The 19,089-nt window shown below is 51.3% G+C and carries 13 protein-coding genes, 1 tRNA gene and 1 pseudogene; 9 read left to right on the top strand and 6 right to left on the bottom strand.

Annotated features, from left to right (window positions below):
• The first annotated feature begins 13 nt into the window (after nt 1–13).
• A complete protein-coding gene (locus ACMAZB_RS02460; RefSeq protein WP_435219268.1) occupies nt 14–4,219 on the top strand; it encodes an AMP-binding protein in 4,206 nt (1,401 codons plus the stop codon).
• Nucleotides 4,216–4,770, top strand: a pseudogene (locus ACMAZB_RS02455) (4'-phosphopantetheinyl transferase family protein); the annotation flags it as partial. The gene ACMAZB_RS02460 and the pseudogene ACMAZB_RS02455, both read left to right, overlap by 4 nt.
• Nucleotides 4,771–4,888: 118 nt before the next feature.
• Here the strand turns inward: ACMAZB_RS02455 and ACMAZB_RS02450 are convergent.
• A complete protein-coding gene (locus ACMAZB_RS02450) occupies nt 4,889–6,082 on the bottom strand; it encodes a DUF418 domain-containing protein (RefSeq protein ID WP_435219267.1) in 1,194 nt (397 codons plus the stop codon).
• Nucleotides 6,083–6,444: 362 nt separating this feature from the next.
• Here ACMAZB_RS02450 and ACMAZB_RS02445 point away from each other — a divergent pair.
• Nucleotides 6,445–6,531, top strand: a tRNA-Leu gene (locus ACMAZB_RS02445).
• Nucleotides 6,532–6,930: 399 nt separating this feature from the next.
• On the opposite strand, the gene ACMAZB_RS02440 is transcribed toward ACMAZB_RS02445, so the two are convergent.
• From ACMAZB_RS02440 to ACMAZB_RS02425, 4 genes are all read right to left on the bottom strand, one after another.
• A complete protein-coding gene (locus ACMAZB_RS02440; RefSeq protein WP_435219265.1) occupies nt 6,931–7,833 on the bottom strand; it encodes a hypothetical protein in 903 nt (300 codons plus the stop codon).
• Between the two features lie 276 nt (nt 7,834–8,109).
• Entirely contained in the window at nt 8,110–8,754 is a 645-nt protein-coding gene (locus tag ACMAZB_RS02435) for a response regulator transcription factor (protein ID WP_435219263.1), read from the bottom strand.
• A 22-nt stretch (nt 8,755–8,776) separates the two neighbouring features.
• Nucleotides 8,777–10,294, bottom strand: coding sequence for a histidine kinase (locus ACMAZB_RS02430; RefSeq protein WP_435219261.1), 1,518 nt, complete (start codon nt 10,292–10,294; stop codon nt 8,777–8,779).
• The gene (locus ACMAZB_RS02425; RefSeq protein WP_435219259.1) at nt 10,284–11,246 is read right to left on the bottom strand and encodes a hypothetical protein; all 963 of its coding nucleotides are present in this window, start codon (nt 11,244–11,246) and stop codon (nt 10,284–10,286) included. The genes ACMAZB_RS02430 and ACMAZB_RS02425 overlap by 11 nt, the downstream gene beginning before the upstream one ends.
• A 1,078-nt stretch (nt 11,247–12,324) precedes the next feature.
• Between ACMAZB_RS02425 and ACMAZB_RS02420 the strand changes: the two genes are divergently transcribed.
• The 6 genes from ACMAZB_RS02420 (at nt 12,325) to ACMAZB_RS02395 (ending at nt 18,312) form a co-directional block, all read left to right on the top strand.
• On the top strand, nt 12,325–13,209 hold the full coding sequence (locus ACMAZB_RS02420) for a PAS domain-containing protein (protein WP_435219257.1): 885 nt from the start codon (nt 12,325–12,327) through the stop codon (nt 13,207–13,209).
• A complete protein-coding gene (locus ACMAZB_RS02415; protein ID WP_435219255.1) occupies nt 13,103–13,828 on the top strand; it encodes a sensor histidine kinase in 726 nt (241 codons plus the stop codon). Before ACMAZB_RS02420 ends, ACMAZB_RS02415 begins: the two co-directional genes overlap by 107 nt.
• Before the next feature lie 305 nt (nt 13,829–14,133).
• A complete protein-coding gene (locus ACMAZB_RS02410; protein WP_435219253.1) occupies nt 14,134–14,970 on the top strand; it encodes an SDR family NAD(P)-dependent oxidoreductase in 837 nt (278 codons plus the stop codon).
• 183 nt (nt 14,971–15,153) lie between these two features.
• Nucleotides 15,154–15,753 (top strand): LemA family protein, encoded by a 600-nt coding sequence (locus ACMAZB_RS02405; RefSeq protein ID WP_435219251.1) that lies wholly within the window; start codon nt 15,154–15,156, stop codon nt 15,751–15,753.
• 13 nt (nt 15,754–15,766) lie between these two features.
• Nucleotides 15,767–17,689, top strand: coding sequence for a M48 family metalloprotease (locus ACMAZB_RS02400; protein WP_435219249.1), 1,923 nt, complete (start codon nt 15,767–15,769; stop codon nt 17,687–17,689).
• 158 nt (nt 17,690–17,847) lie between these two features.
• Nucleotides 17,848–18,312 carry a helix-turn-helix domain-containing protein gene (locus tag ACMAZB_RS02395; protein WP_435214114.1) on the top strand — a complete coding sequence of 155 codons (465 nt, stop codon included), beginning with the start codon at nt 17,848–17,850 and terminating at the stop codon, nt 18,310–18,312.
• A 9-nt stretch (nt 18,313–18,321) separates the two neighbouring features.
• Here ACMAZB_RS02395 and ACMAZB_RS02390 read toward each other — a convergent pair whose 3' ends face one another.
• Nucleotides 18,322–19,086 carry a YdcF family protein gene (locus ACMAZB_RS02390; RefSeq protein WP_435219248.1) on the bottom strand — a complete coding sequence of 255 codons (765 nt, stop codon included), beginning with the start codon at nt 19,084–19,086 and terminating at the stop codon, nt 18,322–18,324.
• Between the last annotated feature and the right edge of the window lie 3 nt (nt 19,087–19,089).

Raw genomic sequence — 19,089 nt, 5'->3', positions numbered from 1 at the left:
GTGCACCTCTATAATGCTCACCCTCGCCGCAAGCGTGCTAGGCATGCTGAGCCTCTCCTCACTGGCATGGTGGCAGTACGGTAGAGCACTTCAGAGCACAAGGCCTAGCTCCAGTTCAGACGTGTATTGCCTCAAAGATGAGCCCACGGGTGATTTGTGGATTCGCGCAGACCATCAAAAAGGCGTGGAATGGCTGCATGAAATTTTTGAGCGCAGTGCCGCTCGTTACCCCAACTTTACTGCCCTTCAAGTACCAACAACTGGCGAGCAAATAACCTACCAAACTCTCGATCACAGAGCAGAACAAATTGCAGCTGCAATTGCCCCCTATGTCAGCGGACCGGATCAGATCGTTGCCGTGTCCATGGAACAAAACTGCGTCGACATTGTTGCCAGCCACTTGGGAATTTTAAAAGCTGGCGCAACCCAGCTGTTTTTAGATCCTGCTGCGCCCATCTCGCTACAGCAACAAATGGTGAAGGATGCCGACCCAGTTCTCTTGGTCAGCAATGACAATGGCCTAAAGCTTGATGAGCTTCCCATACTCGATCTTAGCCGAGTTTCAATTGATGCCCCGATTCAACGGGCACGCCCTATTTGGCTCGATGATCCAGAAGAACGCGTAGCCGCCGTGTTTTACACCAGCGGGACAACAGGCCAACCCAAGGGTGTTGAGTGCGCCCACAAAGGCTACATAAATCTAGCTCGAAGTTACGCGTATTTTTTCGATTTTACGGCCGGGGTTGACGCTACATCGCTCACCTCATCTCTGGGCTACGACGGAAGTATTTCAGAGCTCTACAGTGCATGGGTATCCGGTGCCGCTGTGGTGCTACTCACCAAAGACGAGGTGCGCTCCGGGCCCGACCTCGTACCGATATTACTGGAGCAAGAAGTCACCGCGCTATTTTGTCCCCCTGTGCTGCTGAGCACTCTCAGTGACACCCCCGAACACGACCTACCCTATCCAATCTGCCGCTATATCATTCCTGCAGGCGAGGCATTTCCCGCCAATTTAGTAGAACCGTGGTCTCGAGCACGACGGCAGATCATCAACACTTATGGGCCAACCGAGGCCAGCACCGATACCAGCCGTCAGCTACTGCGTCCCGGTAAACCTGTCACCATAGGCGCACCCTTCCCCGGGGTCGAATACATCATTATCGAACCTGATAAAGATCGAGCGTTGCCCTGGGGTGAAACTGGAGAGCTTTGTATTGGGGGTTGTCATCTCGCCAAGGGCTACCGCAACCAACCTCTGACCACCGCTGAAAAATTTATTGAACACCCCGATTATGGACGCCTGTATCGCACTGGCGATCGCTGCCGCATTGACCCCCTTACGGGGCAAGTTGAGTTTCTGGGGCGTCTCGATGCGCAAATCAAAGTTCGGGGCCATCGTGTAGAGGCTCAGGGCATTGAGTCTTTTCTTCAGGACGTTATCGATGATATTGATACGGCGGTTATTGACTACCGCAATGATGAGCTCATCGCCTTCGTCATCGCACCGAACCGCTCGCCTGAGAACTTAAAGCATCATTCTACGCTCCCGGCTCCAGCAGATTGGGCGCGTTCTATCCAAATCGAGCTGCGGCGGCAGTTTCCCGAGCACGCGGTACCCGCAAAAATCTTTCTCGTGCCCCAATTTATCCTCAAGCCCCTGTCGGGAAAAATAGACCGCCAGCAACTGCCCTCACTGCCTGCTCATGAACAAGCTGGCGAAAATAAGGAAGCAGAGCAGCAGGAAAGTAAAGAAACTGAGCCGGTTGCCGGCAAAGGCGTGTTGAATATTTGTCGCGAAGTACTGGGCGCCACACTCAAGTGGGACGATGATTTCGTCGAGTGGGGCGCACACTCCATTGCCATAGCAAAGCTCACCCAAGTCCTGCGCCAAGCTGGCTATCACGTATCTGTTCGAGATCTTCTGACCGACTTTCGCACCCCCAGACTTGCCGCCCAACTCCCCCTAAGCCAAATCTCTGGCAGCTCAAAGGAGAAAGCAGACAGGCGCCAATCTGCCCAGGCGACGGTAAAAGATTCGACCCAGCCAAGGCTTGGCCCAAAGTTTTTTACGCTACTACAGGCCCTAGGCATTTTGGCACTGCGCTTACCCACCTTGTCAGGCTTAGTTTTACTGCTGGCTTGGGGCGACCCCGAAACAGCCTTTCTCGATGGGGACCCCAAGAAACTTATTGCCTACACCTTACTTGCCTTTACTTTTTACTTAGGCGTTCCCTTCTTAAATTTAGCCTGGGTCGTTGTCTTACGAGCACTTTTTAGATCAACCAACATCAAAAGTGGGAATTATCAGAAGTGGAGTCGTGCGCACTGGCAGGTTTGGTGGCTGGACAGTCAGCAGCGGATGGTACTCCAGCCAATGAGTCGGTGGTTACGCGCTCCCGGAATTTATGCTTGGCTGTTAAGGACACTAGGGGCCGATATCGGTAGAGGCACACACATTTCTCAGAGCGCCGAGTTTTTGGGACCCTTAAACATGCTGGAACTCAAAGACGGTGTGGTTGTGCAAAGCGGCGCTCAGCTAAGCGGCCAGCGCTGGCAGGGTGATCGGCTGATTGTAGATAAAGTAAGCGTTGGCGCTGGCACTAAGTTGGGACAGCGCGCTTTTGTTGGCCCGGGTGTAACGCTGGGCCAGGGTTGCTGGCTCACCCCACTCAGTGCAGCTCGACACGGGGCTACTGTCGATGACTTTAAGATAATCGACGGAGTTGATGTTGACCCAGTGGGCAGCCGATTATCGCTGCAACGTAACCGCCGCTTAACGCCTTCTTCTGCCAACCGATACGCCTCCGAGCTCAAGGGTATTTCCGCGCAATTTTTTATTGAGTGCCTGCTTTTTGTCATCCCTGCAGCATTAATTTTAAGCGGGATCTCGCAATGGCTGCTGGGTGACTACGCCAGCGCAACGGATACTGTTACTGCCTCCCTGTTTCAACTCCTGACAGATTTTTTCCTCGGAGCCGTTCTTGCCGCGTGGCTCACACTACTAGTGACATCATTTCTAACTTGCCTCTTTCTCAGGCTAACGCCATACAAGCCAGGGGTTTTGGAAGGATCGAGCCTCGCCGCCGTGATGCTCCGCTACCGACAGGAAAAGATGAACCAAATACAACGATTGTGGACCTGGACGTTAACGGGCCAATATTTACGACGTCTTGCGGGCGTAAATTATGGCCAAACTGGCGCCAGCGAATGCGACGTCATGGTTAACCTGGTTCCCGAAATGCTTACCAGCCAACCCAATATTTTTATGGCTAACGGTTGTCGAACTGGCATGCTCGATGATGAGGGCGAATACCTTTACCTACGCCCCCTTAATTTTGGACACGACACATTCTTGGGCAATAACAGTGTGTCTGAATCTGGCATCCTGCCAGATCAACTCCTACTCGGAGTCAGCACCCCCACAGGGGATCACCAGTTTCGTCGTCTCCCGGCAATGACTCAGCCCACAGTGACGGTTCTTGCCGGCAATCCCGTCATCGAATTTGCCCAACCTGAAGGCCAAGCTACTGGCACAGAAGTTCCTACGTGGTCGCTGTTTACCCTGCGTGTTTTAGTTGGCGACCTGATTGGCGTCGCTCTTATTCCCGCAATGCCCATACTTATCTTAGCGCTGATGCTTCTGATCGTGGACACTTTCAACTCATCAGCAATTTTGGAGTCATTAGCAGCCATTATTGGAGCCACGTTTTGTTTGCAGGTTTTGGCTCTAAGTATCAAGAAATGCTTGATACCAAAGCACTGGGGGGAAAATCACCAAACCCCCTTTTGGTCACTGCGACACTTCACCTACTTTCTGGCCCAAGACTGCTTTTTCAAATGGTCAGGACCCACACTGCGCCATTTGGGAGGCTCGGTATTAGCCAACCCCTTCTTAAGAGCCTTTGGCTGCCGCATTGGCAAAAATACGTTAATCCACGAACCAATGCAGGCCTTCGATTGGCACGCCGTTGATATTGGCGATAACTGCATCGTTCAAGGCCAATTGCAGCTGCACAGTTTTGAGCATCGCCTTTTGACCGTTAAGCAAACCTCGATCAAGCCAAACAGCGCGATCAATTTTGGCGCGACCGTCATGGGGGGGGCCGTACTAGAACCCAATACCACCGTGGAGGGGCTGGGACTTGTGATGAAAAGCATGGTGCTAGCTCCAGGGGTTCACTCAGGTAGCCCCGTCAACTTGGAACGCGCGCTGTGACGAATCGAAGCGCACATTTAGCTAAAGCCTTCGACGCGGTCGGTTCTAGATGCACGCTGCAAGCCGGACAACACACCGTCGAGATCTATGTGCTTCGGTATGTTGACGATCTTTCCTTCCAGCTCGATTGCGAAACTTCCTTAACCGGCCCTGAGCGTCAGCGAACGCAAGGGCTGCGAGCATCTGGCGCACAAAGCGCCTTTGTCCAGCGCCGAGCCTGTTTGCGGTGGCTGCGTGAAACCGCGTTTGGCAACCTTTCCTCACCCACGGCAAAAGCCAATGCGCTTGAGCTGCCCGTCAATGAATACACGATAAGTGTGAGTTCATCGGGGCCATACGCCATCTTTGCGGCTAGCTGCTCGGCCCGACGCATCGGCCTAGATGTGGAAATTCCCGATGAGACACACAACACGTCGGAGCTAGCGCAGGAGCTGTTCTCAACCTTTGAGGCAAAGGCATTGAAGGAAGCTAGCCCTGAAAGGGCAAACACACTGTTTTACCGAATATGGCGGCTCAAAGAGGCGGCACTGAAGTTTCACGGCAGCGGTCTAGCTAAAGGACTTAATGGGACGTGTTTCGTACCTAATTCTGAGGGACTAATCACGGTCTATCAGAAAGCCCGCCGCGGGCTATACGGTTCAACCGCACCAGCGTTCTTTGAGGGGCGCTTTAACAATTTGGACCTCGCCTTGGCGCTACCCGCAATGCCGGGAGACGAAGGTCTGTGGCAAGTCGCCAAAGCCACTCAAAGGGTCCAATCACAAAAACTGAAAACCAAAACTTCGCAAATAAGATTTGGCACATAAAAATTACAAGGGCGACGCCAGTAACGGCAGCGGGACCCAGCCAGTAGGCCCAGCCTAGGCCATAGCCATAGAAAAGCGTGGTGAAAATTAAGGTTTGGCTGAGATAAGTCGTTAAGCTCATTCGCCCAACCGCCTCCAGGGCACGAACTATCCACCAGTGACTGCAGCGCGTCGCAAAACTGTACATCAAACAAAACCACGCGGCGGTCAGCGATAGGGTGCCGAGCAGGAACACGAGATCACCGACAAATTGCGTAACGCCACCCGAAACAGTTTCACCAAAAATACGATAGCCCACGGCATGGGTCATCCAGGCCTCGATCGACATGGCGCCGAGTCCAAACAAGAACATCCAAAAACTCGCTTTTGAGACCACCCTCGGTCTTTGGCCGAAGCGCTGCAAGCCGTCCTCTCGAGCAAAGCAGAAGCCGAGTAAAAAGAGCGCGAATACCGCCCACCCCGAATCGGGCCACTGGTAGTCTTGCCAAGGGATCTCCGGAATATAGCTTGCATGCTCAGCGACGATATCGCTGAGAGACCCTGCGCTGTACAAGCCATCTTCACGATCCTCCTCCAGCCACTGCTGCGCCTGATTAATATTGCTTGCTTGATCACTGAATCCACGATCGGGCACCCAATAATGCCCAATAGGAAAAACCATCAAAAATGTGGCCGCAGCAACAACCAAGATGCGGGTTGAGCACTTGTGAAAGAGCAACAGCAGCACACCAAATTCTGCATAAAGCATCAGAATGTCGCCCTCAAAAAGCAGGGCATGACAACAACCAAAGGCCATCAAGGCACAGTAACGTCTTAGAAGATGCCAAGGCTTGAGCGCTGACCTTATCTGCAGCCAAAAAGAGATCCCAAACAGCAAACTGAAGAGGCCCCAAAACTTTGACTCAAAGAGCACGTGCTTTATTTGCCAGAACAGCTGATCTAGAGACCCGTCCCAAGCCAAAGAGTCAGCCCCAAACGCGTAAAGATTGACCAACAGAACGCCAAACAGGGCAAAACCCCGAACGGCATCAATCTCCTTGTAACGCTTAATTGCCATCAAACTAGAATGTCCCAGTCGTTGTCGAGAAGGCCAGTAGAGGCCCCTGCATTTTGCTAAGCCATTAGTCATAAGCGACCAGTGCCCCCGAGAGATCATACATGGCAAAACCAAAGTGGTTACAAAAGGCTAGCCGCATACGCTGATACCAGCTAAGAGCACGCGCTTCGATTGTCTTACCAAGTAGGAATGCCCACCGCCACGTTACACATTAATGTGACAGCCAGTGCAGGGCGAACTTAAATGGCTACACACCGAGGCTTGATAAAACCTGTTGGGTGGGGGCGATATCCGCAGCCACATTGACAAGAGCGGCGACCCGGCTTAGTCTCTCCGGCCTCGGATTTCCGAGTTCCCCCTGTGCCCAGGTGGTGAAATTGGTAGACACGCTAGCTTCAGGTGCTAGTGCTCGCAAGGGCGTGGAGGTTCAAGTCCTCTTCTGGGCACCACACACTTCTCAGCCACTCATGACAACCAACGCTTTACTGCGGATGTGCCGAGTGCAGAAGGATTCATGACTAAATATTACGGCGCCCTACCCCACCCTGTATCTGATTTACTGTGAGGGCCATCGCAATGAGATTGACACCCAATGGCTAACCGGCTCCTGCGCTGGGATTAATGTTTGCAGTCGCGCTGTAGATCCCTAATGGAAGCCCATCACAGCAACGGGTTGGACAGCGGCAGATAACAACGCTGGAGCGGACAAAAAATCAACTCAGGGCAGCGCTGTCTCGTCTTGATTTGACTTACCTGAGGCAAACCCCACCAGTAGATTAAAAACAGCTTGGGCCAAAGGCTAATTTTTGGGTTGCAACAACGGCCAACGAGAGTCGTAAATGGACACCTTACTGTTTCGACGCTGCACGAAGCGTCACCACGTCCCTTCCTTGAATCATCTTACCGTCAGTAGTCAATCCTCTGAGGTAAACACCTGTAGCTCCCGGGCCAACCTCAGAGGGATCTCTTACAAACTGACACGCTAAATCGGGGTACTGGTCGTCATTGCCTGTCGTTTGCATGCACACCGGTGACGGCTGCACATTCAACGGACTGGCATCAGGTAAAAGTGACAAAGTCTCCGGGCGGATAGTGGACACGTCGCGCGCGTCACCACCGAAGATCACAACCTCTAAAATACCGGCAACTGACGCGTCAATGACATTACTATGCGTACCGGGCACGATATCCAACAAGAAGTCCTGCCTAGGCAAAGAAGTCCATATTCGCACGCTGACTCCACCATGATTGTCGCTGCCGTTGCGATCTCCATCGAACAGCCTGATAAAGCCTGGCCGCTGCAACTGTAAGCTGCAGAAACCCTCTGCGTCTTGTGCATTACGCATAGTTTCAAGCGCGCCCTCGGGAGAGGCGAAGGCTAAATGTCGAAAATTTGAGGGCTTAATCGCCCAAAAATTATCTGGACGGCACATTAAAATCTCTCCCGCCCCCCAATGTTTGTAAGAGTATTTTGGCGGGATATTAAGGGAGTCACCATCAATTACCACAGACACCTGCCAACCGAGCTCACATAGTTCAAGTTGATTGCACCAAATGGCTATGCCCCGCCAAGCATTTCGTGCTGTATGTCTGCCGCCCTGCAACGGACCAATATACTCCAGCGCATAATCACCCGCGGGGAGGTAGATCGACTGCGGGTTGTAATATGTGTTGTATTTTGAATCGATGTTGATGACTTGACCTTCAGCCCAGACAACGGCGGGGATTGACATAAAAAACAGGTGAAACATCAACACGCACCAATACTTTCGCACTTTACTCCGAGCAAATGGGGCCTGTTGCCAGCCTAAATCGTTCCCCAACAGACTGCTTGGCACAGCAACCCCACAATGCATACTCGTCTTGACATGTTTGACCTGAAAAGACTCAGTAAAAAAACGCACATGCTTTTTTGGCGGAGCACTCAATTTCATTGAGTTGGGTCCGATCGATTCACACACTTCCTACGTGTCCGCCACATGCAATATCAAGCTCGGGGGCTCCAACACTATCCACTGAGGTAGGGCTCAACAATACAGGTCCGTGGGGGTAATCAATCCCAACGAAAACGCTAGCTTCGTCAGGTCGAAATTTGTATTGAGTTCTAGCTTGGTAAGAATATTGCGTCGATGAACGTGAGCAGTCGCCGTAGCGATGGGAATTTCCTTAGCGACGTGTTTCACCGCATGCCCAAGCGCTAGCAAATGAAATACCTCCAGCTCCTTTTCAGTCAGGCTATTAAACCCGGTTTGCTCCTGATGCCTCTGCATGTGCTTGGTATTCTCGACTACGTCTCGGGAAATATAGAGCCGTTCGTTGAGAACCTGTTGAATCGCGGCTTCAAGCTCCTCCGTCAGCGAGTGCTTACTAAGATAACCTAGGGCGCCAGCGCTGAGCGCTCGAGAGACGTATGGCTCCGTCGCATGCATACTCACAACGATAAATTTACACTCCAAGTTATGCTTCTCGCCGTAAGTGAGTAAATCTAACCCTGACTCACCCTTCAAACTCAGATCAACCAAAACAATATCTATATCGTTGGATTGAAGAACAGCGCAAGCTTGTTCAAGGCCATTGGCTTCAAAAATGCATGACCCCGGAAAGGTAAGCGAGAGCACCTGCATTAAGCCTGCTCGCACTACATCGTGATCATCCATGGTCAGAATATTCACAACCGCAACTCCCCAAGATTTTTTAAACGTTCACACATGGCAAATTCACCGTAATCCGCGTACCAGCTGGCGATGAAGCGATATTCCAATCTCCTCCCAAACTTTTGCATCGAGTAGCAATGTTGTTGAGTCCAAAGCTGGTTTGAGACGTAGTAGTATCGAAGCCCCTGCCGTTGTCCTCAGCTACCATGCGTAGTCTCTGACGCTGATAATCGAGCAGAACGGTGAACTTCTTTGCTTCAGCGTGTTTAACGCAATTAGATATGCATTCCTGCACAACTCTAAACGCCACTGCGGCTACCTCATCTGGCAATGGTGCGGAATAGCCATTAACGATGACTTCATAATCAATGTTTGACGCAGCAAGCAGCTGAGCGAGCCGGCCCTTTCGGAGGCTCTGCTCGAACCCCATAACCTCCAACTCAACAGGATTTAAGCCATGAATCAATCGATATACGCTGTCTTGGCTCGAGGAAATTAGTGTCCCAAGCATCTTCTTGGCACCAGCGACAGCATCCACATTACTTGCCTGACTTTTCAAAAGAGAAAGCTGCAGCTGCATTGCAGTAAAGTTTTGACCGACATCATCGTGAAGCTCCGAAGATATTCGCTGGCGTTCGCGGTCTTCCGCAGATGTAAGTTGCGCGGCGTAAGTCCTTAAATAACGGTTTTGGCGTCGACCATCGCTTGACAACGCTCCGATCAACAAACAAGACACCGTCAATATCAAAATGTAAATTTGCGCTGGAGCAGGGCCCTCAGGGCCACTCCACTTGAGATAAGAGATCAAGGTAAATGCGTTGGCCCAAAGACAGGCAAAACTAGAAGCAATCCACCCAAGGCGCATCGATACCAACAATGTGCCAATGTAGATGATCAACAGGAGCGTGTTGGGTAAGAACTCCAGTTGAGCAAGTAGAATCGAAAATGTTGCAAACGCTACCGTTAGCCACAGCATCAACCTAACGTGATACCTGTTGAGGCGTCGCTTCCAAAACGCTGCTGCAATAAAAATTAAGGGGAATGTCAGTGCTATTGAGACCAAGTCATCGAGCATTAACGCCCAAGACACAGTTAGCAGTGTCATCCAGCTCACAGATTTATTAACTAACAAAACGGCTGCATATGTGAGCATCAGCGCTAGTCCGGAAAACAAAGCTGAAGCGAAAACCATAAGCATGCCCCTAGTGGTAGGTTTATCCAAACGCACCCGGCGAAAGCGCAAATAGCCTATGGCAATACAGCTCATGAGAATGGGGGTAAGTTCAAGTGTAAAGTCTCGCCATAAACTTCCCCATTGCTTGGCCTCCTGAGCATATTGCCCCGCCTTAGCCAGCAACTCTCCCACGACGACAAATGGCCACCCGTAAGTTGGCAACAAAACCAAAGCGATCGCACGCAGCCCTGCAGCGGGAGTCCAAAGGACGCCCTCTAAGCTGGCCTGTAATCGACTTGAGTAGTCGTGTGTTAAATAGACACCTAGGGTAAACGCGATGAGGATTCCAATAATTCGTAGTGGTGAGACGAAGTTACCGTTCATTTTTCGTAACCTGCGTGAGGACATCTTGACCTAAGATGCGTCCGCCCTTCGCCAGCAGGCCGTCAAGGCGAGCACGCGATACTTTATTTTCAGGTACCGGGGGGCGTGCCGCATGAGCACCCGTAAACACACAAGTTTGATCAATCAGCCCATCCCTATTCACGTCCTCAGCGACACACTCCGCACCTGGAGAAAATCGAATAGACGACGACAGCAGAGTGAAACTCAAGGTTTCAGGCCTCAATACCGTCAAATCTACTGATGGGCTACCGTATAGCAATACTGGAACGCGATACCGGGAAAGTGAATTTAGTGTATTCGAGCCATCGTCGGGAAAAACATCAACCTCAACTCTTTGCGGTGTGGCTGACCCGATTACATGCACACTGACACCACCGGTAGCGTATGGATTATTCAGCTCACGCTCAAAAAAATTAACGAAACCACCCCTTTTGACTTCGAACGAACACGGTCCATCGGCATTGGCAGCAGATCGATATGCCTCGAGTGCCGCCGATGGCGATTCCCACGCGGGAAATATCGACCAAAATGGACGGTCTGCTGATAAAGCGGCCTGCCCACACTGAAGCACCTCTAGGTTGAGCCAATCATCATATATCGTTGGCCGAAGGTCTACTATTGGGGCTGAAATCGTTAGTTCACGAGTCCAACCAACCACGCACAAATGGGCATCTCCATAGCAACCCAACACATTCCCATTCCAAGCAGAACTGGCGTCGAAGTATCCGCCTTGCGCAACCCCAACCGGATAGAGGGAATAGTGGCCTGCTTCAAGAAAAATATCGACGGGGTTTTGTGCATTGTGAACTCCCGAAGAAACGTCAATAACGAGCCCGCCCCCAAGGTCTTCTGCTTGGAGCAGGAAGGGGTTAGCGATAAGGGCGACAGCAGCAAAACAGCTTGTGAAAAACCGAAAAATTACTGCAAGCATGCGATTCGCCCAAGTGGCGTTATTTGACGCTTACCAATGGAACGTAGTGTCATCGAATACTGGCCAGCAGGATAAGCGAAGCAGTAGGGTTAGTTTTTAAAAAGCGAAACAATTTTCTCCTCGTTTTTTTGCTCCACTGTCATCTTCTCATAAGCTTAATCTCGGCAAGTAGCCTTTATTTTTTGATAAAGTCCTAGGGGCTTTCCCCCTACTTCCTACCTTAGCTTTTGTGGTGGGGCCCTTGTCAAGCAGCTCTCCTTGCTCAAAAACACACGTTTGCCTTAAAGCGTAAAAACTCTAGCAGAACTTATCTCCTCACTTACGACCCATTTTGACTAATTGTTCTCAACCTCCTTCTCCTTTCGAATTTCGAATTTCGGCTTCTACCTCTCGATCCTAGGCTTCATCAAAAATCTCTGCATATGCCTCTAGGCAAAACGCATCACTTAGATGATGCGCTCAGGTTAAGCGTGCGGGGTCAGGTAATGAGTGCACATAACAATTTTTGCCATGTACACCATGCAACTCCTAGATTTTCATCGTCTATGCTGCGCGGTTCAAAAGATTTGCGCGGGCTGAGTACTTAGCTGTGCTCGTTCAATTTACTGCCAAGATGCACATTAAAGGCGAGAAATTAGCCTTGAGAAAGATTTTTGACATGGCCAGCCTTAGATCGCACCCGACGCGGTAAACTTAGCAAACCTAAGCCTCTTGGAGCGCTTGGACTACGTAACTGGCACCACCATTTCACTGCTGGACGTGATCGACCGAGCCTTACCCCAAGGCGATAACACCGAAACTAGCTGGCAGTGCTTTAAGCGCGCAATAATGGTTAATCGGCCGATACTCCATCAGAGACGGCACCAAACGCTCAGTTTTTAAATCCCTAGGATATGACCTACGCAACCTTAATGACTTAGGGAATCAATACCTGTGAAGAGCGAATGATTTTTGCTGGCCCAAAACACCCGTCTCAGCGTAGTTACAGAAAAAGACATTCCAAATTTTTAGCGACGCTGGCAATATATAATTTCACCTCGGCGTATATGACACCTAACATTGGACCCGAAAACCGCTTATGCCAGATAGGCTAGCCCTAATTACCGACCTTCAATCGCTTTCATATGAAGACGCGATCGCCTTCATAAATCACCTCCCGTTTGCCTATTACCGTGCCGACCTTGACGGGCGGGTGCTTGCCGCCAGCTCAAATGCGGTACAAATATTTGGCTACGGCCGCGTAGAAGAAATCATGAACGTCAAACTTGGCGATTATTACGTTGAACCTGACGGTAGGGAACGCTTTATGGCTGCCCTCGTTGAAGGCGAGGGTGCTGTCGAAAACTTCGAAGCTGAGATGCGAGGTCCCAAAGGAAATTTCTGGGTAGCGACAACGGCCAAGCTTATTTACGATACAAAAAATACTCCCATCGCGGTAGAGGGACTGACACGAGATATTTCAGAGCAGAGGAAAATTTTTGAAATCCTAGGACAAGATGGGCGTTTTTTTAGGGCCTTCACAAGTGCAGCCGGGCTCGGGGTTTCTATTTTGAAGACCAGCGGGCAAGTCGTATTTGCCAATGAGCAGATTTTAAATTTGTTGGGGATTTCTCGGGCTGACTCAGAGACGAGCAATATCACAACGATAATGGAGCCCGAACTCCGGTTGCTAACAGAGACCTCAATGGCGAAGGTGCTCGGTGGAAGTCCCGAGCATTTGCAGGAAGCACTGATTACAGTGAAGGGAAAGAAGACTTGGCTTAGCTACTCTCTTTTTCTCATGGACGACCCAACGTCAAAGGACGTCCTACCTCTGCGCAACCGCGCAAGATATCTCAGCAAGGAAGACACAAGAGTTGCAGCTTATTCAGTCTTCGAAGCTTGCCTCGATTGGAGAGCTCGCGGCAGGCATAGCCCACGAAATCAACCAACCTCTAAACGTTATTCGTCTTGCGACTGTTAACCTGCGGAACCACTTTACGAAAACGTCGGCGCTAGACGATAAAGCTGAGGACACCTTGGCGCGGATCAATAACCAAATTGAACGCGCAGGCAATATCGTGCGGCAGCTGCTGCTTTATGGACGTGAAGCCGACGATACAGAAAACTACTGTGATCCCGCGGTGGCGCTAGAAAATAGCGCCCAAATGATTCAGCAAACCCTCAAGGTTGACAATATTTCACTCACCATTGGTAAGCTACCGCAGCCTGTGGCCCTGCCCTGCAACCTGACTAAGCTTGAGCAAGTCATTATGAATCTCATTGGAAACGCAAAAGATTCTATTCTTGATCACCGTAAAAATACCGACGACACTTTGGCGGGGCATATTGTTATCGCAGTGAATTGTGGCGCCGATCATCTTAAGATTACGGTGACTGATAATGGGCTAGGTATTCCAACTGACCTACGAGATAGCATCATGGAGCCTTTTGTGACCACAAAAGAAGTTGGTGCTGGCACCGGTCTAGGCTTGTCGGTCAGTCACGGCATTGTCACCGCCGCCGGTGGCACCTTGCAGTTTGTGGACGTACCCAGCGGTGCCTGCGCCCAAATCATCATGCCACTGGTCGCCCAAACGTAACCCTCGTTTATAGTTAGGCAGGCTTTTTGCCAAATCCCACGGGGCTAATGGCTAAGAGACAGATATTTGATAGACATCGACACTGATAGTGCCACAGGCGCGCTGCATTTGGGCAGCTGAGCTTAAAGGCGACGTTATCGGCACGCTTTCGGACGGGTTTGTACAGGTCGAATTGCCCTCCCCTATGCCAACCTAATGCCCAAGCGATCATTGCGCTAATGACGTAGCCGTGCAGCCTGAGCTTTTTCAGGGCATGCTTTAATACGCGACTTATAAGACCTTCAACTGAGTAAGAGGCTCCTGAAATGACCGATTTAAATAAAAAAGTTTTCTGGATTACGGGCGCCTCATCGGGCATCGGGAAAGCACTCGCTACAGAGGCGGCTAAGAAGCCCTGTTCAATTATCTTGTCGGGACGTCGCGAAGAAGCGCTAAAAGAGCTTGCCGACGCACTGCCCGTTGACTGTCTGGTATTACCCTTTGAGGTGACCGACTATGATCAGCTCGCTGATATCGTGGAACGCGCATGGGCATGGCGAGGGCAGGTCGATATTCTTGTTAATAACGCTGGGATCAGCCAGCGATGTATCGCCATCGATACAAAACCCGAAATCTACACGGAACTCATTAATATTGACCTCATTGCACCCATTTGGCTCACACAGCTGCAACTGCGCCGCATGGCCGATGCTGGAGGTGGGCATATTGTCGCCATCAGCTCGGTGGCTGGGCGTATTGGAGCACCGCTGAGAACCGCTTACTGCGCAGCAAAGCACGGTCTCATTGGCTACATGGATGCCCTGCGCAGCGAAGTCGATAAACCCCACAATATTCGGGTGACTAACGTGCTGCCCGGATCAGTGGCTACCGATGTCGCCCGCAATGCCATTACTGGAGAGGGTGGTCGACGCGGGCTGTCTGATGAGGTTATTGACGCAGGGGATGACCCTCTTGATTGCGCAAAGGCCATCCTTGTCGCAATACAAGACGACCTTCCCGAGCTGATTTTTGCGAAGGAAATGGAGCTGGGGTTAGCACAGATGCGTCATGCCGATCCCGATACATTCTTTGAGGCGGTTGCCGACTTTGGAGCCCAAACCGTCAGCCAGTACTGGGCGGAGAAATCGGCTTCTGAAGGGTGACAATCTGCCTAATAAGGCGGCAGAGAAATAAGTGAACGACCAGGCTAGGTTGGTCGGAAGTGGATTGAGCGGGAGCTTAAAGCCTTAATTTCGCGCCATGGCATGTTTTGCGCGCCAAGATTAGACGCGGACCAAAAGCAGAGCTACTCTAAAGCCTGCTGCCAAAACTTCAGGATGCTACCTATGAGTACCACGCTCATTATTCTTATTTCTACGATTGCCATATTGCTCATTTGGGGTATAGCGATCTACAACCAGCTTGTAGCCTTATCTAACCGCTATCAAAATGCCTTTGCACAAATTGAGGTTCAACTTAAACGACGCTACGACTTAATCCCCAACTTGGTGGAAAGCGCAAAAGGCTATCTGAGCCATGAGCGAGAGACTCTGGAAGCCGTGGTTGAAGCGCGTAACGAAGCCGCTTCAGCACTAAAGGCCGTTGGCGATAGCGGCATTGATTCAGGATCCATCAAGAATCTTGCGGGGGCAGAGAGCGCTTTGGGGGCGGCGATGGGCAAGCTCAACGTGGTAATGGAGGCTTACCCAGACCTCAAGGCCAGCGAAAATATGCAACAGCTCTCTGAGGAACTCACCTCAACTGAAAACAGGGTGGCCTTTGCCCGGCAGGGGTTCAATGACGCTGTTATGAGCTACAACACCTACCGACAGAGTTTCCCGAACATGATTATCGGCAATGCTTTTGGGCACCGAGAAGATGCCGCACTGCTAGAGTTTGCAGACAGCGCTGCCATTCAGGACGCTCCCAAGATCAATTTTTCCTAGGCAAAACTGAGCGGTGGATTTTTTCCGAGAGCAGGAGGTTGCTAGGCGGAATACACGACTCCTAACGGCCCTGTTCATTGGAGCGGTTGCACTGCTCATTGGCGCTATTAATCTTTTTCTGGCCTACGTGCTGACGTCTTCCGGAGCACTGGACGGCGAATATTCCACCGCCTTTCAACTTGGCCATCTTGATATCGGCGTTACGCTAGTGGTTAGCATTAGTCTGATCGTGGTGATCGGCGCCGTTGTGCTCTATAACTGGATCCGTTTCTCCCAAGGAGGTCTCAGCGTGGCTGAGGCTTTGGGTGCGAGACCCGCCGTCTCAAACACCGAAGACCCCCACGAGCGGCGAGCACAAAATATTGTTCAGGAAATCGCCTTGGCCGCCAACATGCCGGTGCCTCCCTTGTATATTCTCGACGAAGAGCCGGGTATCAATGCCTTCGCCGCAGGAATTTCACCGGGTGATGCCGTTATAGCCATTACCCAAGGTGCCATGACTCAACTGACTCGGGATGAACTACAAGGTGTTGTTGGACATGAATTTAGCCACATCCTAAATGGCGATATGCGCTTAAGCATACGGCTCATGGCGATGTTGCGAGGCATCACTTTTATTGGCGATATGGGCGCAGTTTTCATGCGCAGCGCCGTCTCACATCGAGCACGCAGAAGCTCAAACAGTAGTACTAGCAATACTTTCGGTTTGCTATTAATTGGCCTGGGGTTGTATCTCGTCGGGCTGCTGGGCGGTGTCATGGCGGGTCTTATCAAGTCAGCTATTTCCAAGCAGAAAGAATATTTAGCCGACGCCTCATCGGTGCAGTTTACCCGTAACCCAAATGGTATTAGCGACGCCTTAAAGGTCATTGGAGGTCACACGCCCGGTACGCTGGTCGAATCTGCCCGTGCTGAAGAAATGTCTCACCTTTTTTTCGGTCAAGTAAAACATCGGTTGTGGCTAATGTTTGCCACGCATCCTCCGCTGGAAAAACGTATTCGCCGCGTTGATCCTCAGTGGAATGGCGAGTTCATTACGCGCGCCCAAAATCATCAAGATGCTGAATCTAGGTCGAATCTAGAGACAGGAATTTCTCAAGCCCAGCGCAGTTTGACCGCAGCTTTGGCCATTGCCACAGAACTCCGCCCTGAGGCCAACTTTCCCAACCCACTAGAAGCCTCATCAACCCAAATCAACGACAAGTTAGCGGCTGATATCATTGAAGACGCGCGGGAGCCCTTGGGGGCAATGAGCTTGTTGCTAGCCCTGCTTTGGCAAGAAGCTAGCTCCCAGACGCAACGTACAGCGATTCATAAATCTGATATCACCGGACTGGAGGTTTTAGTCGCTCGACGAGGTACACAACTTCAAGCCATGAAGCCTGAGTTGCGTTTACCGCTGATCGAGTTGTGTCTCCCGACCCTGAAAACTCTATCTGCACCGCAGTACCAAACTTTTAAGCGACTACTCATTGAAGTGGTTAAAGCTGACGGAAAAGTAGACCTTTTTGAATGGTGCCTTTATCAGTTGGTGCGACACTACCTTGATGCACATTTTGTGAAACGATCATCTCGTCCTCAGCATGCCCAATTGAAAGATGTCGGCTCCTCACTAGCCGTTGCGCTGGGTACTCTGGCGCAATTGAGTCATGGCAATACAGAGGCGGCGTTTCAAGCTGGAGCAAGGGTCCTGAACCTGCCTCTTGCTTTGCCTGCCACTGAAGCCATGGGCGTACTACCCTTTGGAAAAGCTGTTGAACAGCTCGCAAATTGTTACCCGCTGCTCAAGGTCACCATACTCAAGGCACTGGCCGAAGTTGCAGCGCAAGACGGCCACCTGTCGCCTCGAGAGCTCACCCTTATCAAAGCCATTGGCGCCGTCATGGACTGCCCCTTACCCAATCAAATGCTACAGGACACGCTGCAATCCCGGTGACGTTGCATCAAAAACAGCCAGACCGCCGCAATTCGCTGGTAATTATTTAAAAGCAGACTAATCTACAAAAGACGGCTACCAAGGATGGTGTCCGATCGACAACAGCGGCACATACCCAGTTGCCGTGCTAACACTTCATGATCGCAAGGAAGCGTACTATGGAAACCAGAAGACACCCCCAGCCCCCTATCGAAGCCTCCAGACGCCATTTTTCCCGTAGCCAGCGGGTCATTCACGTCAAAGCTCCCAAACCAGAGATCAGTCAAGAGCAGGTTCAACGAATTACACAACGGACAGCAGCCTCTTTCTCTCACACGACACTGCGCGTCCTCAGTCTGTTAATCGCGGGCGACCTCAGCCGTCTACGCTCTGACCACATTGCCGATGAATTAGGCATTAGTCCTACGACACTTCGACGCAGACTGCGTGTCGACAACATTAGCTATCAGGAACTGCTTGATCAGGTACGCCAGTACCACTGTGAGTGCCAACTCGAGGATCGTTGGGTTCCGGGCAAGACACTCGCTTGGAAGCTAGGTTATGCCGAGGTTAATAGCTTCTACCGGGCCTTCAAACGTTGGACCGGCTCAAGCTATAGCGACATGAAGCTCCAATTTATTTAAGGCTACTGCTTACAGTTTGCCCGAGTTGTCATAGGCCCAGTAACCAACCCACTCGTGTATTGCACGGCTAGATCGAGCAAGCCGCGAAAAGGTGGGCACCCAACCAGGTATGTGGGGGTTAGAGAACTGTGGAATTTGATGGTCAGTCGCGGCTGCCGTTACTTGCAGCCCCTGCTTTTCAAAGAGCGCCAAAGACCGTCGCATATGCGCCCCGCTAGTCACCAGCAAAATATGCTTCAAGCCGGCGTTTTTAAGCATCTCACCCGCCATAACTGCGTTGTCAAAGGTTGTGCGGCTTTGCGTCTCTAATAGTAGCTGCTTGCGAGGTATTTGGAGTGCCTGTAACTGCTGCGCCAGAAGTTCAGCCTCAACAGGCATAGACTCGGCACCGCCTCCCGAGATCAAAATAATCGGGGCCTTACCCGAAAAATAAAGCTCAGCAGCAAACATGACGCGATCGGCGGCATCATTGAGATCGGCACCACGACCAAAGCGCGCGGGACCATTACTCGCACCACCCAGCAAAACAATGGCATCGGCGGCAGGCAATTCCTCGGGAGAGAATGCGGGGTGACGCCCTTCCAGCGGCTGCATTAAAGCCTCTGAGCCAAACTCAGTCGACGGAAAGTAGAGCACCAAAAAGGCCAGCAGCGTCAAAAGCCAACTCAACCCTCTTCGTCCTATCGCCCCCGAAAAAACTGCGCCCAGCAGCAACAGCAGCCCCAACGACAAGGGGTACACCAAAAGCGACAGCAGTTTGGTGGCTGTTAACATGAT

The sequence above is a fragment of the Luminiphilus sp. nBUS_07 genome (assembly GCF_051201685.1).
Lineage (GTDB): Bacteria > Pseudomonadota > Gammaproteobacteria > Pseudomonadales > Halieaceae > Luminiphilus.
This window is presented reverse-complemented; position numbering and strand designations above follow the sequence as displayed.

Bases quoted from the DNA above. Each gene is read 5' to 3' on its own strand.
- ACMAZB_RS02430 (WP_435219261.1), bottom strand. From the start codon at position 10,294: ATGAACGGTAACTTCGTCTCACCACTACGAATTATTGGAATCCTCATC.
- ACMAZB_RS02450 (WP_435219267.1), bottom strand. From the start codon at position 6,082: ATGGCAATTAAGCGTTACAAGGAGATTGATGCCGTTCGGGGTTTTGCC.
- ACMAZB_RS02390 (WP_435219248.1), bottom strand. From the start codon at position 19,086: ATGTTAACAGCCACCAAACTGCTGTCGCTTTTGGTGTACCCCTTGTCG.
- ACMAZB_RS02410 (WP_435219253.1), top strand. From the start codon at position 14,134: ATGACCGATTTAAATAAAAAAGTTTTCTGGATTACGGGCGCCTCATCG.
- ACMAZB_RS02395 (WP_435214114.1), top strand. From the start codon at position 17,848: ATGGAAACCAGAAGACACCCCCAGCCCCCTATCGAAGCCTCCAGACGC.
- ACMAZB_RS02460 (WP_435219268.1), top strand. From the start codon at position 14: ATGCTCACCCTCGCCGCAAGCGTGCTAGGCATGCTGAGCCTCTCCTCA.
- ACMAZB_RS02440 (WP_435219265.1), bottom strand. From the start codon at position 7,833: ATGTTTCACCTGTTTTTTATGTCAATCCCCGCCGTTGTCTGGGCTGAA.
- ACMAZB_RS02405 (WP_435219251.1), top strand. From the start codon at position 15,154: ATGAGTACCACGCTCATTATTCTTATTTCTACGATTGCCATATTGCTC.
- ACMAZB_RS02425 (WP_435219259.1), bottom strand. From the start codon at position 11,246: ATGCTTGCAGTAATTTTTCGGTTTTTCACAAGCTGTTTTGCTGCTGTC.
- ACMAZB_RS02420 (WP_435219257.1), top strand. From the start codon at position 12,325: ATGCCAGATAGGCTAGCCCTAATTACCGACCTTCAATCGCTTTCATAT.